The organism is Corallococcus sp. 4LFB, from assembly GCF_046520365.1.
In the GTDB taxonomy this organism is placed as follows: domain Bacteria; phylum Myxococcota; class Myxococcia; order Myxococcales; family Myxococcaceae; genus Corallococcus; species Corallococcus caeni.
Window position 1 is genome coordinate 13732 of sequence record NZ_JBKGHJ010000030.1, and the last position, 18764, is coordinate 32495.

General features: G+C 69.7%; 11 protein-coding genes and 1 pseudogene. 8 read left to right on the forward strand and 4 right to left on the reverse strand.

What is annotated here, in order from left to right:
• Window positions 1–58: 58 nt before the first annotated feature.
• A complete protein-coding gene (locus ACLEQD_RS05695; RefSeq protein ID WP_410382336.1) occupies window positions 59–5971 on the reverse strand; it encodes a DUF6531 domain-containing protein in 5913 nt (1970 codons plus the stop codon).
• A 688-nt stretch (window positions 5972–6659) separates the two neighbouring features.
• Between ACLEQD_RS05695 and ACLEQD_RS05700 the strand changes: the two genes are divergently transcribed.
• The 6 genes and pseudogenes from ACLEQD_RS05700 (at window position 6660) to ACLEQD_RS05725 (ending at window position 11201) form a co-directional block, all read left to right on the forward strand.
• On the forward strand, window positions 6660–8156 hold the full coding sequence (locus ACLEQD_RS05700) for a hypothetical protein (protein WP_410382338.1): 1497 nt from the start codon (window positions 6660–6662) through the stop codon (window positions 8154–8156).
• A 227-nt stretch (window positions 8157–8383) separates the two neighbouring features.
• Window positions 8384–9829 carry a hypothetical protein gene (locus ACLEQD_RS05705; RefSeq protein WP_410382355.1) on the forward strand — a complete coding sequence of 482 codons (1446 nt, stop codon included), beginning with the start codon at window positions 8384–8386 and terminating at the stop codon, window positions 9827–9829.
• A gap of 85 nt (window positions 9830–9914) precedes the next feature.
• Window positions 9915–10346, forward strand: a complete 432-nt coding sequence (locus ACLEQD_RS05710) for a VOC family protein (protein ID WP_171415147.1) — start codon at window positions 9915–9917, stop codon at window positions 10344–10346.
• A gap of 11 nt (window positions 10347–10357) precedes the next feature.
• Window positions 10358–10471: pseudogene (locus tag ACLEQD_RS05715) on the forward strand (transcriptional regulator); the annotation flags it as partial.
• A 62-nt stretch (window positions 10472–10533) separates the two neighbouring features.
• The gene (locus ACLEQD_RS05720) at window positions 10534–10719 is read left to right on the forward strand and encodes a hypothetical protein (protein ID WP_410382340.1); all 186 of its coding nucleotides are present in this window, start codon (window positions 10534–10536) and stop codon (window positions 10717–10719) included.
• Window positions 10716–11201 carry an SRPBCC domain-containing protein gene (locus ACLEQD_RS05725; RefSeq protein WP_410382342.1) on the forward strand — a complete coding sequence of 162 codons (486 nt, stop codon included), beginning with the start codon at window positions 10716–10718 and terminating at the stop codon, window positions 11199–11201. Before ACLEQD_RS05720 ends, ACLEQD_RS05725 begins: the two co-directional genes overlap by 4 nt.
• Window positions 11202–11217: 16 nt before the next feature.
• Here ACLEQD_RS05725 and ACLEQD_RS05730 read toward each other — a convergent pair whose 3' ends face one another.
• From ACLEQD_RS05730 to ACLEQD_RS05740, 3 genes are all read right to left on the reverse strand, one after another.
• Window positions 11218–12165 carry a hypothetical protein gene (locus ACLEQD_RS05730; RefSeq protein WP_410382344.1) on the reverse strand — a complete coding sequence of 316 codons (948 nt, stop codon included), beginning with the start codon at window positions 12163–12165 and terminating at the stop codon, window positions 11218–11220.
• Between the two features lie 193 nt (window positions 12166–12358).
• The gene (locus ACLEQD_RS05735; RefSeq protein ID WP_410382346.1) at window positions 12359–13927 is read right to left on the reverse strand and encodes an ATP-binding protein; all 1569 of its coding nucleotides are present in this window, start codon (window positions 13925–13927) and stop codon (window positions 12359–12361) included.
• Window positions 13928–14133: 206 nt separating this feature from the next.
• A complete protein-coding gene (locus tag ACLEQD_RS05740) occupies window positions 14134–17016 on the reverse strand; it encodes a TonB-dependent receptor domain-containing protein (protein WP_410382347.1) in 2883 nt (960 codons plus the stop codon).
• Window positions 17017–17429: 413 nt separating this feature from the next.
• On the opposite strand from ACLEQD_RS05740, the gene ACLEQD_RS05745 reads away from it, so the two are divergent.
• Together ACLEQD_RS05745 and ACLEQD_RS05750 are read left to right on the forward strand one after the other, a co-directional pair.
• Window positions 17430–18539, forward strand: coding sequence for a GRAS family protein (locus tag ACLEQD_RS05745; protein ID WP_410382349.1), 1110 nt, complete (start codon window positions 17430–17432; stop codon window positions 18537–18539).
• A partial coding sequence (locus tag ACLEQD_RS05750; RefSeq protein WP_410382351.1) for a CinA family protein occupies window positions 18536–18764 on the forward strand: 229 nt, incomplete at its 3' end. The genes ACLEQD_RS05745 and ACLEQD_RS05750, both read left to right, overlap by 4 nt.

The following is an 18764-nucleotide window of genomic DNA, read 5'->3' on the forward strand; positions in this document are numbered from 1 at the left end:
TCGTAGGTGTAGCGCGCATCGAAGAGAACACCCGTGGCACGGGGGCCCTTCTGCTGCGTCAGCTGACCAGCGGCGTCGTACTGAAACGCAGTCGCCGCCGCCTCCGGCGTTCCGGCGCCCTGGGTCTCCTCGACCAGACGCGCCGCTCCATCGTAGAGCCGGGTGGTCGCGTAGCCATTCGCGTCCACCGCCCGCACCGTCTGCCCCGCGGCGTTGTAGGTCCAGGACTCCTGCGCCACGTCCTGCCCTGCCCCCGTGAGGAGTACACCTTGCGCCCCAGACCATCCTCCCGATGCACCGTGGGAACCTGGCGCCGGTCCCAGTGTGTCCGCTCGCGGGTCGCATCCCTGTACTCCCACCCCTGGTGGTAGGCCGCCGGAGCACTCACCGATGCGGCCTCGGACTGGCTCAGCACCCGGCCCACGGCGTCGTAGGCGAAGCGGGTGAGGTGCCCCTTCGCGTTCTTCTCCACGCGCTTGTAGAGCGCGTCGAACCAGGCGTCCGTGGCGAGCCCCGCCGCGTCCGTGCGGCGGACGACACGCTGGAGTCCATCGCGGTACGTCACAGTGAGCTGCCCCCGCGCGTCCCGCACCTCCTCTCGCGTCAGGGCCTCCGTGTCCGGAGCATCCACGTACGTCCGCTCGCTCACCGTCAGGGCCTGTCCCTCCTGGGACAGACTCTCCATCAGCGTCTCGCTTCGCAGCCGTCCCAACGCGTCGTAGGTTAAGCGCCGCTCCACGCCACGACCATCGAGGGAGCGGATGACATGGCCCTCTCCGTCATGCGTCTGGCTCTCGAAGACCCCCATGGGCCGGTGCACTTCCACCAGTCGGCCCAGCGCGTCGTGGACCGTTTCCGTCCGCCGTCCCAGCGCATCCACTCGGGCGAACTCATGGCCATACTCGTCGTACTCCATGGTGTGGACCAGGTTGAGCGCTGGCCCCACCCTCGAGTCGTCCGGCTCGCGCGGCAACGGTCCATTCGCAGCGTCCTCCACCCCAGCGGAGACGCGTCCCAGCCCGTCCAGGTGCCGGGCCTGAACGAAGCCCCGTGCATCGCGCGTCCACTCGACATGCGCCGCGTCGTCATGGACGCTCTGCGTCGTGTAGACCGTCTCCCCGGCCTCCGTCGCCACCCGCTGCGTTACCGAGAGCGTCCGGCTCAAGCCGTCATACGTCGTGGTCTGCTTCCGATGCTGGACGCCTCCCGCCTCCCAGCGAACCTCTGTCACATTGCCGCGCCCGTCGTATTCGCGCCGCTCGACCCGACCGGCGGCGTCCGTCTGGACGGTGGTACGTCCCAACAGGTCGTACTCCGCCGTCTGGGCGTGGCTATTCCCATCCACCTGCCGTACCCGATGGCCGGTCAGGTCATATGCGAATGTCTGCGTATAGCGGAGGGGCGGTGCGTCGAGGTCCGCACCCCGAACTTCGGGGCTCTGCTCCTCCACGACCCGATAGAGCGAGTCCAGCCGGTAATGCCTGTCGAACCCGGACAGGTCCTCTTCCGCCACCTTGTTGCCAGCGGCGTCGTAGGTCACATGGGAGAGGGTGTAGGTCCGGCTCACGTCGCGGGTGTCGCCCCCCTGGGCCACGAACCGTGACGCATCCGCCACGGACACCAGCACCTCCACCGGGCGGTCCGCGAAGTCATACACCGTGGTCGTCAGGACACCCCGCCGGTCGATGACCGTCGTGCGATTGCCGGCATCGTCATACCCATAGCCGGTCTCCAACGAAGCAGTGAGTCCACCTCCAGACTCGACCGTCCGGGCTCGGCGTCCTGCGGCGTCCAGCCAGTGCTCGCGGAGGAAGTCCCTTCCCAGGGTCTCGTATTGAAGCTGGCCGCCTGGGTAATACTGCGCCGTGCGGACCTGTCCCGTGCCGCGAGGGGTCACCCATTCTTCGCGCTTGATTCGATCCAGCCCATCCCATTGTTGGATTCGATGACGCCCCAGCCCGTCCTGCACATCCTCCAGGCGCCCGCGGGCGTCGTAGACGGTCTGTACCGTCACCGTGGACGCGCCGTTCACCTGGAGCGTCTTGGCCCTCAGCTGACCGTAGACGTCGTAGGCCGTGGCCTTCTCCCGGTGCCCATCCGCTCCCACGCTCTCCACCCAGTCGCCTGTGATGGCCCGTGGCGGACAGGTTGCGCCTTCCACCCCGCAGTAACGCCAGCTCAGCACGACATCCTGGGGGGACTCCTGCAACGAGGCCACGGCCTCTTCACAGGTCGCGGCGGAGGTCAGCACCAGGCGCGGCACCCTGTTCACATAGCGCCGGGTCTCCAGCAGGCGCCCCGTCCCCAACGGCAGCACGTCCTCTGGCGCATCCCCAGAAGAATCCACCCGCGAGACCGTGGCGTAACCCTCCGCGTCCACGTGGCAGACCTGCGCGTTGAAGCCCGCCTCGTAGCCCCATTTCTCCACAACCTCCGCGACAGGCTGCCCCTGCGCGTCGAGCACGGGCAGCGTGGCCGCCACGGTCCCCATGGCCGGTAGCGCCGCTCCCTCGATGCGGCGCTCCACCAGGTTGCCTCGCGTGTCGTAGGCCAGGTGCGTGACGCGCCCCCGTGCGTCCAACTCCGCCTCGCGAACCCGGTGGACCGAGTCCCAGAGCGCCCCGGTACGAGCCACGACGCCCTCCGACAGCGGCTTCTCCATCCCCACCACGTTCCCCGTCGCCATCATCCAGTAGACGGATTCGGGAACCTCGGAGCGGGGGCCCTTCACCGCCGTGCGGTACGTAGTGAGGGACTGCCCCAGGACGACGCGCTGCTCCGGCGCGATGGAATAGGTGAAGGTGGTGATGGCCTCCCGAACCGGGGCGGTCTCCATGACCTCCACCACCTGATTCACCCGCTCGTCCTTGCTCATCAGCAGCAGGAAGTCGTCCTCGCCTGGCATTGACTCCGTGCTGCCGTAATAGGTGTAGCGCGTCACCTCGCCATCGGGCCCCGTGTACTGGGACAGCCGCGTCCTCCCCACCTCCGAGGCACCTCCCTCGTACCCGTAGGACTCCGTCCGCAGAGGAGTCCCACTCCCGCATGCGCCGTCGTAGCGCGACGCGGAGGCCAGTCGCTGCTGGCTGTCGTAGCCGTACTGCACACAGACGCCGAGGAAGTTCGTGGACAACGCGTCCGCCGAGAAGGCGTGGCGCAGTTCCACCGTGTGCATCCGCAGATGGCCCGCCTCACGCGCGTAGCCCAGCTCCAGCAGCCGGCCGCTCGCTTCGTCGAACACGCGCGTCAGCGCGCCCTCAACCGAGGCATCGCCGTAGCGCAGCAGCACCCGGTGCCCCGTGGGTGCCACGACGGAGGTGAGTCGGTACTTCACGGGGAAGCTCGCACTGTCGAGCCGCCCGTGGCGGTACTCCGTCCCATCCTTCGCGCGGAAGACAAACTCCCGCGCGGTTCCCACGCCCTCCACGCGCAGCGTGCCGTGGTACCCGCGCTGGGCCACGCACCCCGTGCCCTCCCCCGTGCAGGTGAACACCTGCCCGCCGCCCTCGCCGCTGGTGACGGCGTAGCGGAAGCTCCCCAACAGCGGCTGCACGGCGCCTTCGTAGGCGTGCGTCCAGCCCAACCCCAGCGAGCCTTCGTCGGAGGCACCGCTGGCATAGGCACGCTGCCACGAAAGGCCCAGGCCCCGGCTGGGGGTTTCCACGTCCACGGCCTGTTTCACCAGGTGGCCGTCCACCACGCTGACGCCCTTCACGAAGGTATGGCCCACCGGCAGCTTGCCCACCGTTCCCACCGTGGTCGTGAGCGGCGCCTCCCTGTTCAGGGTCGCCTGATTGGGATTGTCTGGAATGAACGTGACCCGGACCGTCTCCTGTCCTACCGCTCCTGGAGGGACCTCCATCACCGCGAAGCCCTCCTGCCCCAGGGCGATGGCCGCGCCCCCCAACCAGGAGACCTGCGTGATGCCAGAGGCGTTCGCCAGCACCTGGGCGCTCGCGACTGCCGTCTCCCCACGGCGAACCTCCAGCCGTCCGTTCGCGAGGGCCTTCATGCCGAGCGGAGCGCCATAGGCGATGGGCGGCTGTGCATCGTCTGGCGACGGATCACCGGGCGCTGGCTTCAACGCGGACACGAAGTCCCACACCGGCAACACCCAACGCGCCCGCAGCGGAAGTCCCGCCACGAACAGTCCCGGGTCCGGGGGACGCACGTCCACATCCTCGGTCGCCTGCAACACTTTCACAAAGGACGTCGCGGAGTAGTCCTTCGCATACAACTCGAAGCGGACCTGGCCCCCCTGCGTTCCCGACCTTAGCGGCAGCATCCTCTGCACGTTGGACGCCGCCGGCAGCACGATGTCCCCGTCCACGTCCCGGGGCAGACTGGCATCCAGGACCAGGACCTCGTCCCCGGGCACATTGGGCTGGATCGTCACCCGGACATACAGGTTGTCAGAGCTCTTGTTGCCGACGAAATACCCCAATCCCGAGTCGGACGTCGCCGCCTGACCTCCAGCCGCCACCACCGAGCCATCCTGCAATTGCCGACGGGCAACCAGAGTCGGAACGGTCGAGGTCTGCCGGGAGTAGAGTTCCTGACCGCAACACACCTGCACGGACTGCCCGTTCGCGTCGCGCTCGAACGCCTCCGCGACGAAGTACACCCATTGCACTCCATTCTCTACGAGGTACCTCGGGCGGAACGCCACCGAGCTTTCATCGTCCAGGGGCTCAGGCCCTGTCGAAGCGGGACTTGCCACGAAAAGATCAAGCTCGGAGCCATCGTCCGCGAGCGTGAAGACGCCCACCGCCACATCCGTCAGCCCGGATTCGTCGCCTCGCACTGGCACCCAGCCAGGAGCCCCCACCGGCCATCGCAGGATTTGCGCGACCAGCACCTCAGGACCGGCCGTCTGGTAGACGCCGTTGAAGTCACCGTTGTACGTCGCGCGCAAGGTGTATCGAGCCGTGGGGATGGTGGCTGAGACGCCGAACTCACGCGAAAGGCCTCCCACGGAGGCTGTCACGGCGTAGTACCCCGCGGTCATGCCTGGGATGTAACCCGCGCTCAGCCATCCATCGACGTCCGACCACTCCTGCATCGCCAGCAATTGCATGGGATTGCTGGGATCCAAGACCTGAGGGGTCGCCGAATCTTGATACCGGAAGAAGCGCCCGGCTACAGGCGACTGGGTCCACGTCACCTGTTGATTGGCCAGAGCATTTCCATAGCGATCCAGCACTTTCCCCGAGAAGGGGGCAATCATCTGCAATCCCACTTCGGTCGAAGGCGGAACGCCGAAGGCTTGGATCTCGTATGGCGCGTCCGGCAGCCCCACCTCTACAAAGGGTGCATCCAGCACGAACGTCTGGGTCCCGTTGGAGGTCTCCGCCGTCACGGCGTTGTAGCCCAGCCGCTGGGGGAAGTGAGATCCCTGCCGCAAGAATGACAAGCGGGGGATGTTGGTATCAGGCAGCACCTGGATCGCCGCCAGGCCATTCTCATCCGTGATTGCCTGCAACTGGGCCTGAGCCTGCCCCGTGCCACCGACGGGCAGGAAGCCCGGTTGGGAGCCGCTTGCGCGCTTGAAGGTCACGACCGCCCCGAGTACCGGCTCACCGTTGGCGGTCGTCACTCGCACCGCCACGGGTTGGGGAAGAGGCTGCCCGACCACGCCTTCCTGCAGGTCGGTCATCACCACCTTCTCGATGTGGGCGACCTGCGTCACATCCTCCACGACGAGGCCTGCTCCCAGCAGGGAATGCCCCACCTGCAGGCGCGCGATTTCTTCTTGAAGGGACTGTCCCAGAGCCATCTCCCATGCCCGGGCGAAGCCGCCTTCCATTCGCGCTTCGACTGACTCCACCTGCTGCTCGAGCGCCAGCAGCAGTCGTTGCCTGCGCGCCTGGGCTGCGGCGTCACCCGCGAGTTTGACCTTCTTCAGCAGCCCCCTGGCCCGCAGCAATTCATCCCTGGAGCGCTCAAGGGCGGCCTTCTCGGTTTCCCCCACCGTTGGCGGATGCCAGAAGCGCACCCACCAGGCGGGGCTGGGTCCGAGTTCGGCACGCGCCCGCGACAGGGACTGCGTCAACTGCTCATGGAGCGTGTCCCGCTTCTCCTCCCATGCAAGCCGGGCAGCTTCAAAGGCTCGTGTCTGGTCGGTGGCCACTACGGCAGCGTGCGACTGCAGTCGGCTGGGGGCTTCCCGCACCGCGGCCTTCTCATGAAGTGCGAGCCGGCCCTGCCACCCTACGGCATCGCCTTCCGCTCTCGACACCCATGCCACACCCAACACCAGCAACACGACCACCCAGCGTCCCGCCTGCATCGAACGACCCCTCATGCGCCTCGGCTCAAGGCGCTTGGCATTTCAATAGGCTCACATCTCAAGAAGCTGTCAACGCAAACCTTTGCGTGTGAATTTTCCGCTCGGACCTTCCAGTGCAAGCCCCTTGCCTGCGCTGACTTGAGCTAGCGGGGATTCCCTGACGTCAAGCTGCATGAGTTCGTCTTCCAGAAGCCGCTGACGGCGACGATGGCCGCAGCGCGCCAGTTGCTGGAGGAGCGGGCTTCCACTTCGAGGAGTCCGAGACTCCGGACCCGCTGTCCACCAAATGGGACGCCCCCTCTCTGGTCTTGAACCCGGCACGGAATGCGCTCTCATGTGAAGCGCTTCGCATTTCTCACAGGGGGCTGGAATGCACTGCCGTTGGCTCGTCGTCGCGTTGACCCTGCTGTCCGTCAGCTGCGCCCACTCGAAGCGGGGGCCTGAAGCGGAGCTGCCCAAGTACGAGCACGTCTTCCAGAAGCCCCTGACGGAGGCGATGGCGGCCACCCGCCAGCTGCTGGAAGAGCGGGGCTACGCGTTCGAGGACACAGAAGACCCCAACCAGCTCGTTACCACCTGGTCCGACCCTGACCGGGCTGGCACTCGCAACACCACCTATACGCGCTACCTGGTGACCGGCGTCGCACTGAGCCCGCGCCAGTCCGTCGTGCGCATCTTCCGCATGACCCAGCAGACGACAGGCAATGACGCCGAGTGGAAGAAGCTGTGGTGGAAGGTCTACCTGGAGCGCGCCGAGCAGCTGTCCAATCCCTTCGTGAAGGAGGTGGACTTCGACCAGGACGACGCGGCGACCAAGCGTCTGTCCATGCTGCGCGCCGCCCAGCACGGCACCCGCGACCTGGACCTGGAGCAGGCGCTCACGCTGCGGCTGGAGTCCGCCCCCTCCGTGGAGGTCCTCGCCGGCAACGTGGCCGAGGAGAAGCGCCCCACCGCCGTGCGCGCGCCGGAGTTCTACCTGGAGCGCTGGAGCGAAGAAGCCCCCGCGGAAGGCCCCTGCACCACGTCCGTGCGCGGACTGCCGCAGCTGCTGCACCCGGGCCTGACGCTCCTCATCGGCGAGCAGCTGGGCACCAACGAAGTGCCGGACGTCGTTGGCCACGTGGTGTGCCAGGCGGCCCAGGCGGGACTCGCGGTGGTGCTGGGCCTGTCGCTCCCCGACACGGAGCAGGCGCGCGTGGACAGGTACCTGGCCAGCCCCGGCGCCCCCGCCGACCAGGATGCACTGCTGGAGGGCCGCTTCTGGACGCGCACGTACCAGGACGGGCGCAGCAGCCGCGCGGTGATGGACCTCATCGACCGCGCGCGGGCCCTGCGCGCCGCGGGCCTGCGGGTGTCCGTGGTGGCCTACGACACGGACGTGCTGAATGGCAGCGAGCGCGACGCCGCCCAGGCCCGCGTCTGGACGCAGCGCCGCGCCGCGAAGCCGGATGAGGTCCAGGTGGTGCTGGCGGGCAACACGCACACGCAGCTGGAGAAGGGCACGCAGTGGGACCCGTCCTTCACGCCCATGGCGCACCTGATGAAGGGGGACCGCTCGCTCGTCGTGCTGGAGATGAGCTACGCGCAGGGCATCCGCTGGGGCTGCGACCTGAACCGCGACAGCAAGCTGGTCTGCGGCCTCGTGGGCGCGACGCCCGCTCCCCGGGTGGCCGCCCAGGCCGGGCTGAGCCCGTACATCCAGCTGCGGGAGACCTCCGCCACCGAGGGCCTCCAGGGCCTGCTCTACGTGGGGCAGCTCACGCCCTCCATGCCTGCCATCCTCGGACCACGAATGGCGCCGCCCACCGACCCCGGCCAGGCCCCCCGCACTCCCGGCCGCGACGTGCCCGTGCCCGGCATTTTCTAGCGGCCCCCTGGAGGCGCCTGGCATTTCATCTCAATCAGGATCCGATTTGAGCTGGGTGCACGAAGGCCCAATGGCATTGGACTTTCGTACATGATTGTCAATCCACGACACCGGGAAGCCCTCTCTCTGGCTTCCCAGGCGCGGGATGGGCTCTCATGTGAGGCGCTTCGCATTTCTCACAGGGGGGCTGAATGCATTGTCGTTGGCTCGTCGTCGCGTTGACCGTGATGGCTGTTGGCTGCGCCCACTCGAAGCGGACACCCGAAGCGGAGCTGCCCAAGTACGAGCACGTCTTCCAGAAGCCCCTGACGGAGGCGATGGCGGCCACCCGCCAGCTGCTGGAAGAGCGGGGCTACGCGTTCGAGGACACAGAAGACCCCAACCAGCTCGTTACCACCTGGTCCGACCCTGACCGGGCTGGCACTCGCAACACCACCTATACGCGCTACCTGGTGACCGGCGTCGCACTGAGCCCGCGCCAGTCCGTCGTGCGCATCTTCCGCATGACCCAGCAGACGACAGGCAATGACGCCGAGTGGAAGAAGCTGTGGTGGAAGGTCTACCTGGAGCGCGCCGAGCAGCTGTCCAATCCCTTCGTGAAGGAGGTGGACTTCGACCAGGACGACGCGGCGACCAAGCGTCTGTCCATGCTGCGCGCCGCCCAGCACGGCACCCGCGACCTGGACCTGGAGCAGGCGCTCACGCTGCGGCTGGAGTCCGCCCCCTCCGTGGAGGTCCTCGCCGGCAACGTGGCCGAGGAGAAGCGCCCCACCGCCGTGCGCGCGCCGGAGTTCTACCTGGAGCGCTGGAGCGAAGAAGCCCCCGCGGAAGGCCCCTGCACCACGTCCGTGCGCGGACTGCCGCAGCTGCTGCACCCGGGCCTGACGCTCCTCATCGGCGAGCAGCTGGGCACCAACGAAGTGCCGGACGTCGTTGGCCACGTGGTGTGCCAGGCGGCCCAGGCGGGACTCGCGGTGGTGCTGGGCCTGTCGCTCCCCGACACGGAGCAGGCGCGCGTGGACAGGTACCTGGCCAGCCCCGGCGCCCCCGCCGACCAGGATGCACTGCTGGAGGGCCGCTTCTGGACGCGCACGTACCAGGACGGGCGCAGCAGCCGCGCGGTGATGGACCTCATCGACCGCGCGCGGGCCCTGCGCGCCGCGGGCCTGCGGGTGTCCGTGGTGGCCTACGACACGGACGTGCTGAATGGCAGCGAGCGCGACGCCGCCCAGGCCCAGGTCTGGACGCAGCGCCGCGCCGCGAAGCCAGACGAGGTCCAGGTGGTGCTGGCGGGCAACACGCATACGCGGATGCAGAAGGGCACGAAGTGGGACCCGGCCTTCACCCCCATGGCGCACCTGATGAAGGACCGCTCGCTCGTCGTGCTGGAGATGAGCTACGCGCAGGGCACGCGCTGGGGCTGCGACCTGGACCGGGACAGCAAGCTGGTCTGCGGCCTCGTGGGCGCGACGCCCGCTCCGGCGGTGGCGGCCCGCGCGGGGCTGAGCCCGTACATCCAGCTCAAGGAGACCTCCCCCACCGAAGGCCTCCAGGGCCTGCTCTACGTGGGGCAGCTCACGCCCGCCCTGCCAGCCCTCCTCGGGCCCCAGGGGGCGCCGCCCACCGACCCCACCCCGGCCCCCAGGTTGCCCGGCGGCTTCATGCACCGTTAGCGGACCTGGAGGATTGACGACCGTTAACGTCAGGGTTAATCATTCACCCTGACGTTAACGACGTTCATTCGCCAGGAGTCACCGCATGAAGCCCATCCCCGAGGACTGGCCGCGCATCTCCTCCAGCCTCTTCTACGAGGACGCCCCCGCCGCCATCGACTGGCTGGAGCGCGCCTTCGGCTTCCAGACGCGCCTCAAGGTGGAGGGCGCGGACAACAGCATCGTGCACTCGGAGCTGGTCTACGGCGACGGCGTCATCATGGTGAACTCCTCCGGGCGCCATGACCTCCACCGCAGCCCCCGGCTGCACGGGGGCGCCAACACGCAGACCCTCACGGTCTACGTGGACGACGTGGACGCCCACTGCGCCCAGGCGCGCGCGGCCGGCGCCGTCATCCTCATGGAGCCGGAGACCAAGAACTACGGCGACGACTGGGGCACCAACCGCACCTATGGCGCCCAGGACCTCGAAGGCCACCGCTGGTGGTTCACCCAGCGCGTCTTCACTCCGGCGTAGGCTCCCCCGCCATGGCCACCCCGTCCGCGCTCGACCGCACCCTGGCCGCCCTCGCCGACCCCACGCGCCGGGGCGTCGTGGACCGGCTGCGCCAGCGGCCCCACCCCGCCGGGGAGCTGGCCGCCGCGTTCGACATGAGCCCTCCGGCCATGTCCCGCCACCTGCGCGTGCTGCGCCAGACGGGCTCGTGGAGGAGCGCATCGACGCGGACGACGCCCGCGTGCGCGTCTACTCCCTGCGCCCGGAGCCCTTCGCCGCCCTGCGCGGCTGGCTGGACGAGGTGGAGTCCTTCTGGGCGGATCAGCTGGGCGCCTTCAAGGCCCACGCCGAGCGCACCCGGGGCACGAAGCCCTCCGGAGGCCGCAAGTCATGACGGCCGACCGCGCCCGCGTCACCACCTTCGTCGCCGTGTCCCCGCTGGACGCCTTCGAGGTCTTCACCGAGGAGACCGACCTCTGGTGGGGCAAGAGCCCGCGCTACCGCGGCCTCCAGAACCCCGACGCCCTCCTGCGCTTCGACCCGCCCGGTCCCGGCGGCCGCCTGCTGGAGTCCTTCGGGGAGCAGGTCTTTGAAATCGGCCGCGTGCTCGTCTGGGAGCCCGGCGCGCGGCTCGTCTTCCAATGGCGCGCGAGCAACTTCGCCCCCGGAGAGACCACCGAGGTCGACGTCCGCTTCGAGCCCACCTTCGGCGGCACCCGCGTCGTGCTCGAACACCGGGGCTGGGACGCCATCCGCATGGACCACCCCGTGCGCCACGGCCTGGATGGACCGGCCACCGTCGCGACGATGGGCCGCTGGTGGGGGGAGCTCGTCACGCGCTACCGGCTCCGCGCCGCGCGGCCCCGCCCCACTTGAACAGCCCACCCCCCGCCTACTGACAGGCGCCGCAGTCCGCCGCGCAGCTGTCCGGCGTGCTGCTGCCGCCGCACTTCTCCGTCAGCTGGCACACGCCGTCGCCGCAGCGGTAGATGTCCTGGGGCAGCATGCGCGTGGTGATGGGCCGGTACGTCACGCCGTTGTACGTGCAGCGCGTGTAGTACGTCCGCGTGGCGTCCAGCGTGCAGTAGTACCGGCACGCGCCCACGTGCTTCATCGGCGTGCACGCCGTCGTCTCACTCCAGGACGACAGGCCGCAGGTGCGCACCGTGCTCTCGTCGTAGTCCAGGTACGCGCCGTCGTTCGCCGCGAACGTGCCCTCGCCCGTGAAGAGGTTGCCAAAGAAGCACGCCTCCTTCTCGGTGTAGGTGTTCAGCTCGTCCGTCGAATACGGCATCGCCCCGCCCAGCGCGTCGCGCCCCAGCACGGAGATGTTCACGTGCACGCCGTACTTGTTCGCGTGCGCCGCCAGACACGCGCTCACCACCTGCTGCTCCGCCACCGTCGCCGGAAGTCCCCCCGCCCATCCCGGCGCCAATCCCAGACTCCCCTTCCACGTGTAGCTCTTCCCCGTGGTGGGCGACTGGTACGACAGCGTCGCCCCCGCCGAAAGCGAGCACTGCACCACGTAGCGCATCACCATGTCCGCCGACGCGGGATCCTGCTGGAACCAGGCCTGGAACCCGTTCGTGGACAGGCCATTGGTGGACAGGCCATTCGTCGACAGGCCGTTGGTGGACAGGCCATTCGTCGACAAGCCATTGGTCGACAAGCCATTCGTCGACAGGCCATTGGTGGAGGCGAGCGCGCCCGAGGACTGGCCCACCCCATCGGGGGCTTCATCCAGGGAAGGAGCGCCGCAGCCGGCGAGCGCCGCGGCCAGCCAGAGCGCCGTCCAGGGGGAGGAACGGAATGAAACCTTGCGAGGGGGATTGAGGTGCATGGGGACTGCCTCCGCGTGGGAGCCGCGCGAGCCGCACGGCCTGATCAACCGGTAAACGCACTCCAACGAAGCGAGCAGCGCCCCTGCCCTCCCGGCCCATCCCCTTCGGTCCTTCGCACAACACGCGCGGCGTGCGGCGGCGGACGCTCTCTCATTCACCGCATGGCGGCGAACGCTCACCCCTTCCAAAAGATCAGGCCGTCCGCGTGCGGCCCTTGCCTGCCTTCACCCTGGCCTTCGGACGCGGAGGCCGCGGCAGCCGCACCGTGAACGTCGTGCCCTCCTTCTCCGACGACGTCACCTCCACCGTCCCGCCGTGCGCCTGGACGATCTCCTTCACGATGAACAACCCCAGCCCCAGGCCGCTGTTGCGCCGGCCGCCCTGCTCGCGCTCGCCCTCGCCCTGGCGAAACGGATCAAACAGCCGCTCGCGCAGCTCCTCCGGGATGGGCGAGCCGGGGTTTTGCACCTCCAGCACCTGGTGCTCGCCCTTCGCCCAGCAGCGCAGGAACACCGGCGCGTCCGGGCTGCCGTGCTCCAGCGCGTTGCCCACCAGGTTGGAGAGCACCTGCGCCAGCCGCTCCGCGTCCCACTCGCCTTCCGCCTTGCCGTCCACGTCCACCGCCACCGCGCGGTCCGGGTACGCCGCCGACAGTTCGTCCACCACCTGCTGGCACACCGCCCCCAGGTCCGTGGGGCCCTTGCGCAGCGGGATGCCGCCCGCCAGCCGGGCGCGCGTCAAGTCCAGCAGGTCCGCGATCATGTTCCCCATGCGCGTCGCGGAGGCCTCGATGCGCTGCGCGTGCTGCCGGTGCTGTTCGGGCGTGCACTCCAGCGGCCCCCGGCGCTTCTGGGCCCGCGCCGACAGCACGATGGCGTTGAGCGGGTTGCGCAGGTCATGCCCCAGGATGCCGATGAAGCGCTCCCGGAAGCGCGCCTCCTCCACCATGGTCTCCAGCTGACGGGTGCGCTCGGTGACGTCCATCATGGAGCCAATCATCCGCACCGGGCGCCCCTCGTCGTCGCGCGCCAGCACGCCGCGGTCCAGCACGTGCGCCCAGCTGCCGTCCGCGCGCTGGAAGCGGTACTCCTCGCTCCACACGTCCCCCGTGGACGCGACGAAGTCCACCAGCCGGTCCACCACGCGCTCGCGGTCCTCGTCGTGCACGCGCTCGCCCCACCAGCCCAGCTTGTGGTCCAGCACCGCCGTGGCGTGGCCGAACGCGTCCCCCGTGCCCGGGTCCCACCGCACGCGGTCCGTGGCGAAGTGCCAGTCCCACAGCACGTCATGCGTGGCGCGCGTCGCCAGCCGGTAGCGCTCCTCCGCCTCGCGCAGCGCGCTCACCGTCTGCTCCGCCCGCGCCAGCGCCGCCTCCACCTCCTGCCGCGCCGCCCGCTCCCGCTCCGCCTGGTGGGCGTCCGCCGCCTGCCCCTCGTCGCGCGGCAACAGCCACAGCGCCAGGCCGTCTCCGTGACGCACCACCACGTACCGCCGCCCCGCCGCGTCCCCCTGCACCAGCCCCACGTGAGGGACTCCGCGCATCAGCACGCGCACGAACGCCGCCACGTCGAACAGCGCGACGCCCTCCCGCGTCCACAGCGACAGGTGCCGGCCCAGCTCCAGCGAGCGCACCCAGCCCTCGGCCGGGACGTTCATGGACGTCCACCGGAAGTCGAGCGCCTCCCCTGTCTCCCCGTGCAGCGGCTCGAGGAGGATGCAGGGCGTCTCGTTGTCAGCGGGCAGTTCCCATGCCGGAGCCATGCCCGGCCCCCAGGACAAACCCATCATCGTGCTCCCCCCGACGCTTCGGGCCTGTCCCCCACCCTCCACGTCGGTGCCGGGCAGGCTGGAAAAACCCGCGTCTCATGGAATACTGACACATCTGGCCACGAGTGGAGCAGCCCCGCGGGGCAAGAGGCGCGGAAAAATGCTCACCGCCGAGCACTCACCCTACCCTCCAGGGCAGGTCAGTACCGGCCCTTGACGCCGATGATGGGCAGGGCGATGGGCAGTCCCACCGCGCTCTTGGTCAGGGGTTGCCGGTTGTAGCCGCCGCCCACGTAGTCGAAGCCCAGCGTCTCCGTGTTGAGGGTGACGTTGAGCATGTCCAGGTAGGACTCCAGGCTGAAGGTGTCGTAGGCCCAGGCCTTGGAGACGCGCAGGTCGAAGCGGAAGAAGGGCGGCAGCCGGTCCACCGCGTCCCTGTCCACCTGCACCCAGGCGGGGCGGCCGTCGCTGTCGGTGCCCTCGCGGTGCGTCTGGCTTCCCAGGGTGCCGTACTCCGGGCGTCCGGTGTTGAAGTGGAGCACGCCCCCCAGGGTGATGTTGTTGGAGAACTTGTGGCTGACCACCAGGTTCAGGATGTGTGTCTGATCGAACGCGAAGGGCAGGTCCGCGGAGTCCTCGGAGATGGCCCGACCTGACGAGTCATATCGATAGAAGGTGGTGCGCCGCGTGCTGCGCTGGAGGCTGTACGAGAGCCAGCCGAACCAGTTGTTCCCCAGCGGATAGCGGATGAGCAGCTCCAGCCCATACGCCAGGCCATGGCTGCTGAAGTCCGGCAGGTCCCAGTCGTCGCGGCTGACGGGCGGCTCATCGATGTCCACCTGGCGCGCGCGCACGCGGCGGAAGCCGTTGGGGCCCACGTCCCCGGGCGGGGGCGGCGCGTCCGGGTCGCCGCCGCCGTCCAGGTCGTCCGTCAGCCCCTCGTCGGAGAAGGGCGTGAGCTCGATGGTGCGCAGCATGGGGTTCACGTAGACGTCCAGCCCCACCTCCCACGTGTCGAAGGCCTTCCACTCCACGCCGGTGGAGAGCTGCACGCCCTCCTGGAGGCCCAGCAGCAGGCTGCCCACGTCCACCACCGGCAGGCTGATGAGGGTGGTGGGCGGCTGGTGGAAGAGGCCCGCGCCGCCCTTGAGCGTCACGGTGTCGGTGAGCTTGTGGCGCACGGTGAGGCGCGGCTCGATGACCTTGTGGTCGAACCCGCCGGACAGGTGGTAGCTGTCCAGCCGCAGGCCGGGCACCACCGTCCATCTGTCATTGGGCGTCCACACCCCTTCCGCGTACGCACCGGTGAAGGTGGCCAGCGCCACGGGCACGCGCACGGAGTCCTCCTCCACCTCCTGGCCGTTCTCCACCGTGAGCACGTCCACGATGGCGCGCTTGTGGTCCACGTCCGCGCCCGCGCGCAGCAAGAGCCGCTCATCCAATGGCACGCTGTAGCCCACGCGCCCGGAGAAGGTGCTCTGGTCGATGTGGATTTCGTTCCCGCTGTCCGGCCCGCGCGACACGACGGCGAAATCATCCGTGCCCCAGGTGCCGCCCACCTCCAGCTCGCCCTTGCCCAGCAGGTGGCGGCCGCGCAGGTCCACCCGGTGGAACGCGATGGACTGGAGCGCGGTGTCGCTCTGGGCGTCCTGCGCCTGGGAGCCGAAGGTGTCCGACGAGCCAAAGGCAAACAGCCGCAGCTTGCCCTCCCCCACGTCCTGCTCCACGCGGGCCTGATAATCCCAGAAGTCCAGCACCACCTTCGGGTTGGTGCGCCCCGGCGGCGGCGGGTCCTGCAACTGATTGGCCGCCAGCGCGATGATCCACGGCGTATAGGAATAGCGGCCCGCGAGGCTGACGTTGGTGCCGGTGGACTTGAAGGGCGTCTCGATGAAGAAGCCCGCGTTGATGAAGTCCGCGTAGGCGCTGCCGTGCACGCGGTCGTCGCGAGGCCGGGTGAGGCGCCCGTCGATGGCGCCGCCCATCAGCCGGCCGTACTGCGGCGGCGGCGAGCCCGGATAGAAGTCGATGGCGTCCAGGAAGTCCGGGTGGATGACCGCGGGCCCCAGGAACAGGTGGAAGAGGATGGGGATGCGGATGCCGTCCAGGAAGTAGCCCGTGGACGCGGGCTGGCTGCCGCGCACCACCGGGTACGCCACGCCGGACAGCATGCTGCCCACGCCCGGCAGCAGCATCACCACGCGGAACGGGTCGCCCATGGTGCCGGGCACCTCGCGCAACTCCGCGTCGCGCAGCGTGACGCGGCTGACCTCCGTGCGCTCGCGGTCGCCTCGCACCACCGTCTCGTAGGGGTTCACCACGAGCGGCTCCAGGCCGTAGACGACCTCCAGCGACTCGGTGGACTTCAAGGCCTCGCGGAACAGGCCGGGCTTGTGGCCCGGGGCGAACACGCGCACCGCCTGGCCGCCCGTGGGGAAGCGCGCCTCGAAGCGGCCGTTCTCGTCCGTCTGCACGGGCGAGTCCGGCGCCGCGTCCGACACCAGCGTCGCGCCGATGAGCGGCCGGCGGTTGCCCTTCTGCCGCACCAGGCCCTTGAGGGTGACGGGGCCCCGAAGCTCGGAGCCCGTCAACGTGCCGCCGTCCGCGCCGGAGGCCAGCGGGACGGGGGCCTCGAAGCGGTACTCGAAGAACAGGCGCACCGCGACGGGCTGCCCCTCCATCAGCGCGGGGGAGAAGCGCAGGGAGGGCGCGGCGTGCAGCGCGGCCTCGTTGAGCAGCGGGTGCACGCCCTCCACCAGCGTGGCGGTGTCCACCTCGCCCGCCTCGTCCACCAGCAGCTCCAGCTTCACCTCGCCCGGCGTGCCCTCCAGCCCTTCGGGCCACGCGGCGGGCGCGTCGGCGGTGAGGCTGGGAGGCACGAGCGTCGTGTCACCCGCGTCGGTGGAGAGGCCCAGGCGCGCGGCGTCCTCGGCGGCGAGGGCCTGGCCCGCGTCGGTGGCGTGGACGTCCACCTCCACGGCCCGAGGCTCGCTGGTGGCGGAGGGGACGCCCTGCGCGCGGGCGGCCGCGCCGGACAGCAGCGCGAGGGCCAGCACCAGGGGGACGGCGCGGGGGAAGGACATGGGCGGGCGCTTCAACACCGGACCCCTACGTAACTGTCACCCGGGCTGGAACGGGAGTGCTCCAGCCCGGCGCGCACACCGCATGCATTCATGGACTCGACCACGGGCGCCTGTGACTTCCCCGGCCCGGGGCGGAAGTCAGTGCGCGAATTCCATACGGACCGGGAGGGACCTCCCGGCTGTATCGGCTCGCGGGCAGTGTACGGGTTCTGGAGCCACGAACTGCATCGGCCCGAGGCGCCCCTGCCATGGAGCCCGCGTCGCGCCAGTCCGTCCCCGAGGGCGGGCGCGCTGTGTGAACGCGCACGGCCCTGCGTCCCCGCGGTGCCGCCCCCTGGAGCCGCGACCTTGGCGGTCGTTACACTTTTTCATGTTGAGCGGAAGCCACGGCCACGGCTTCGCGGGGAGGGCGCATGCGCACGCCGAAGGACGAACTGCTGCTCCGGGCGATGGACCATGCGTTGTCATCGCGAACGTTGGCGGCGGTGGAAGCGCTGGCGGAGCTCTACCGGTTGCTGGACGCGGAGCGCATTCCGGAAGACGAGAACTACGCCGTGTTCGCCACGGCGCTGTCGCGCAGGTTGGAGGGGGCGACGGGGGCGCTGCATCCGTACCGGGCCTCGGAGGTGGACGGCGGCGCGCCGCAAATCGAGCTGTTCCGGCGGTTGATGAAGCACCTGCCGCTGGCGTCCGCGGCGGACGCGGTGGCGAACGCGCTGCTCGCGGACTTCCTGCGGGGGCACGCGGAGGCGACGCTGCTGGACGTGGGCATCGGGCAGGGGCGCCAGGAGTGCAACCTGCTGCGAGCGCTGGCGAAGGCGGGCGCGCTGCCCCGGCACCTGACGGTGGTGGGCGTGGACCCCAGCGGCACCAGCCTGGTGGAGGCGCGCGACGCGGTGCTGGCGGTGGCGGAGGAGGTGGGGCTGTCGCTGGAGTTCGTGAAGCTGGAGTCGCCGGTGGAGGACCTGGACGCGGCGACGTGGGCGGCGCTGCGAGGCGTGAAGCGGCCGCTGGTGGTGAACGCGGCGTTCGCGCTGCACCACGTGGCGGAGAAGGAGACGTCGGGCGTGGAGGCGCGCGACGCGGTGCTCTCGCGGCTGGCGTCGCTGGGGCCGGTGGGGGTGGTGCTGTGCGAGCCCCACGTGGACCACCACCGCGCCCCGGCGCGTGAGCGGTTGATCAACGCGTGGAACCACTTCTCCCGCGTGTTCCAGTTGCTGGATACGCTGGAGGTGCCGAGCGCGGAGCGGCGCGCCATCAAGCGGTTCTTCGGCCGGGAGGTGGACGACATCGTGGGCACGGTGAACGAGTCGGAGCGGTGCGAGCGCCATGAGCCGGCCATCGCCTGGTGGGAGCGGTTGCGGCGCGCGGGCTTCACGTCGCGAGGCGGGCTGGAGTCGGTGTGCCCGGGGGACGTGCACCCGGCGGTGGGGCTGTATGTGGAGGAGGGCACGGTGGGCATCACCTTCCGGGGGGACGTGCTGGTGTCGGTGCTGGCGGCGGTGCCCGGGGAGGGCGCGTGAGCGAGCTGGAGGCGGTGGCGCCGAAAGTGATTGGGAGGTGCCGGGAGGTGGGGGTGCGGTTGGTGTTGGCGGAGGCGTGCACGGGCGGGGTGATGGCCGCGGCGCTGACGGAGGTGCCGGGGGCGTCGGCGGTGGTGGATCGCGGGTTCGGTGCCGTACTCGAACGAGTCGAAGGGCGAGCAGCTGGGGGTGCCGCTGGCGCTGTTGCAGGCCGCACGGGTCGGT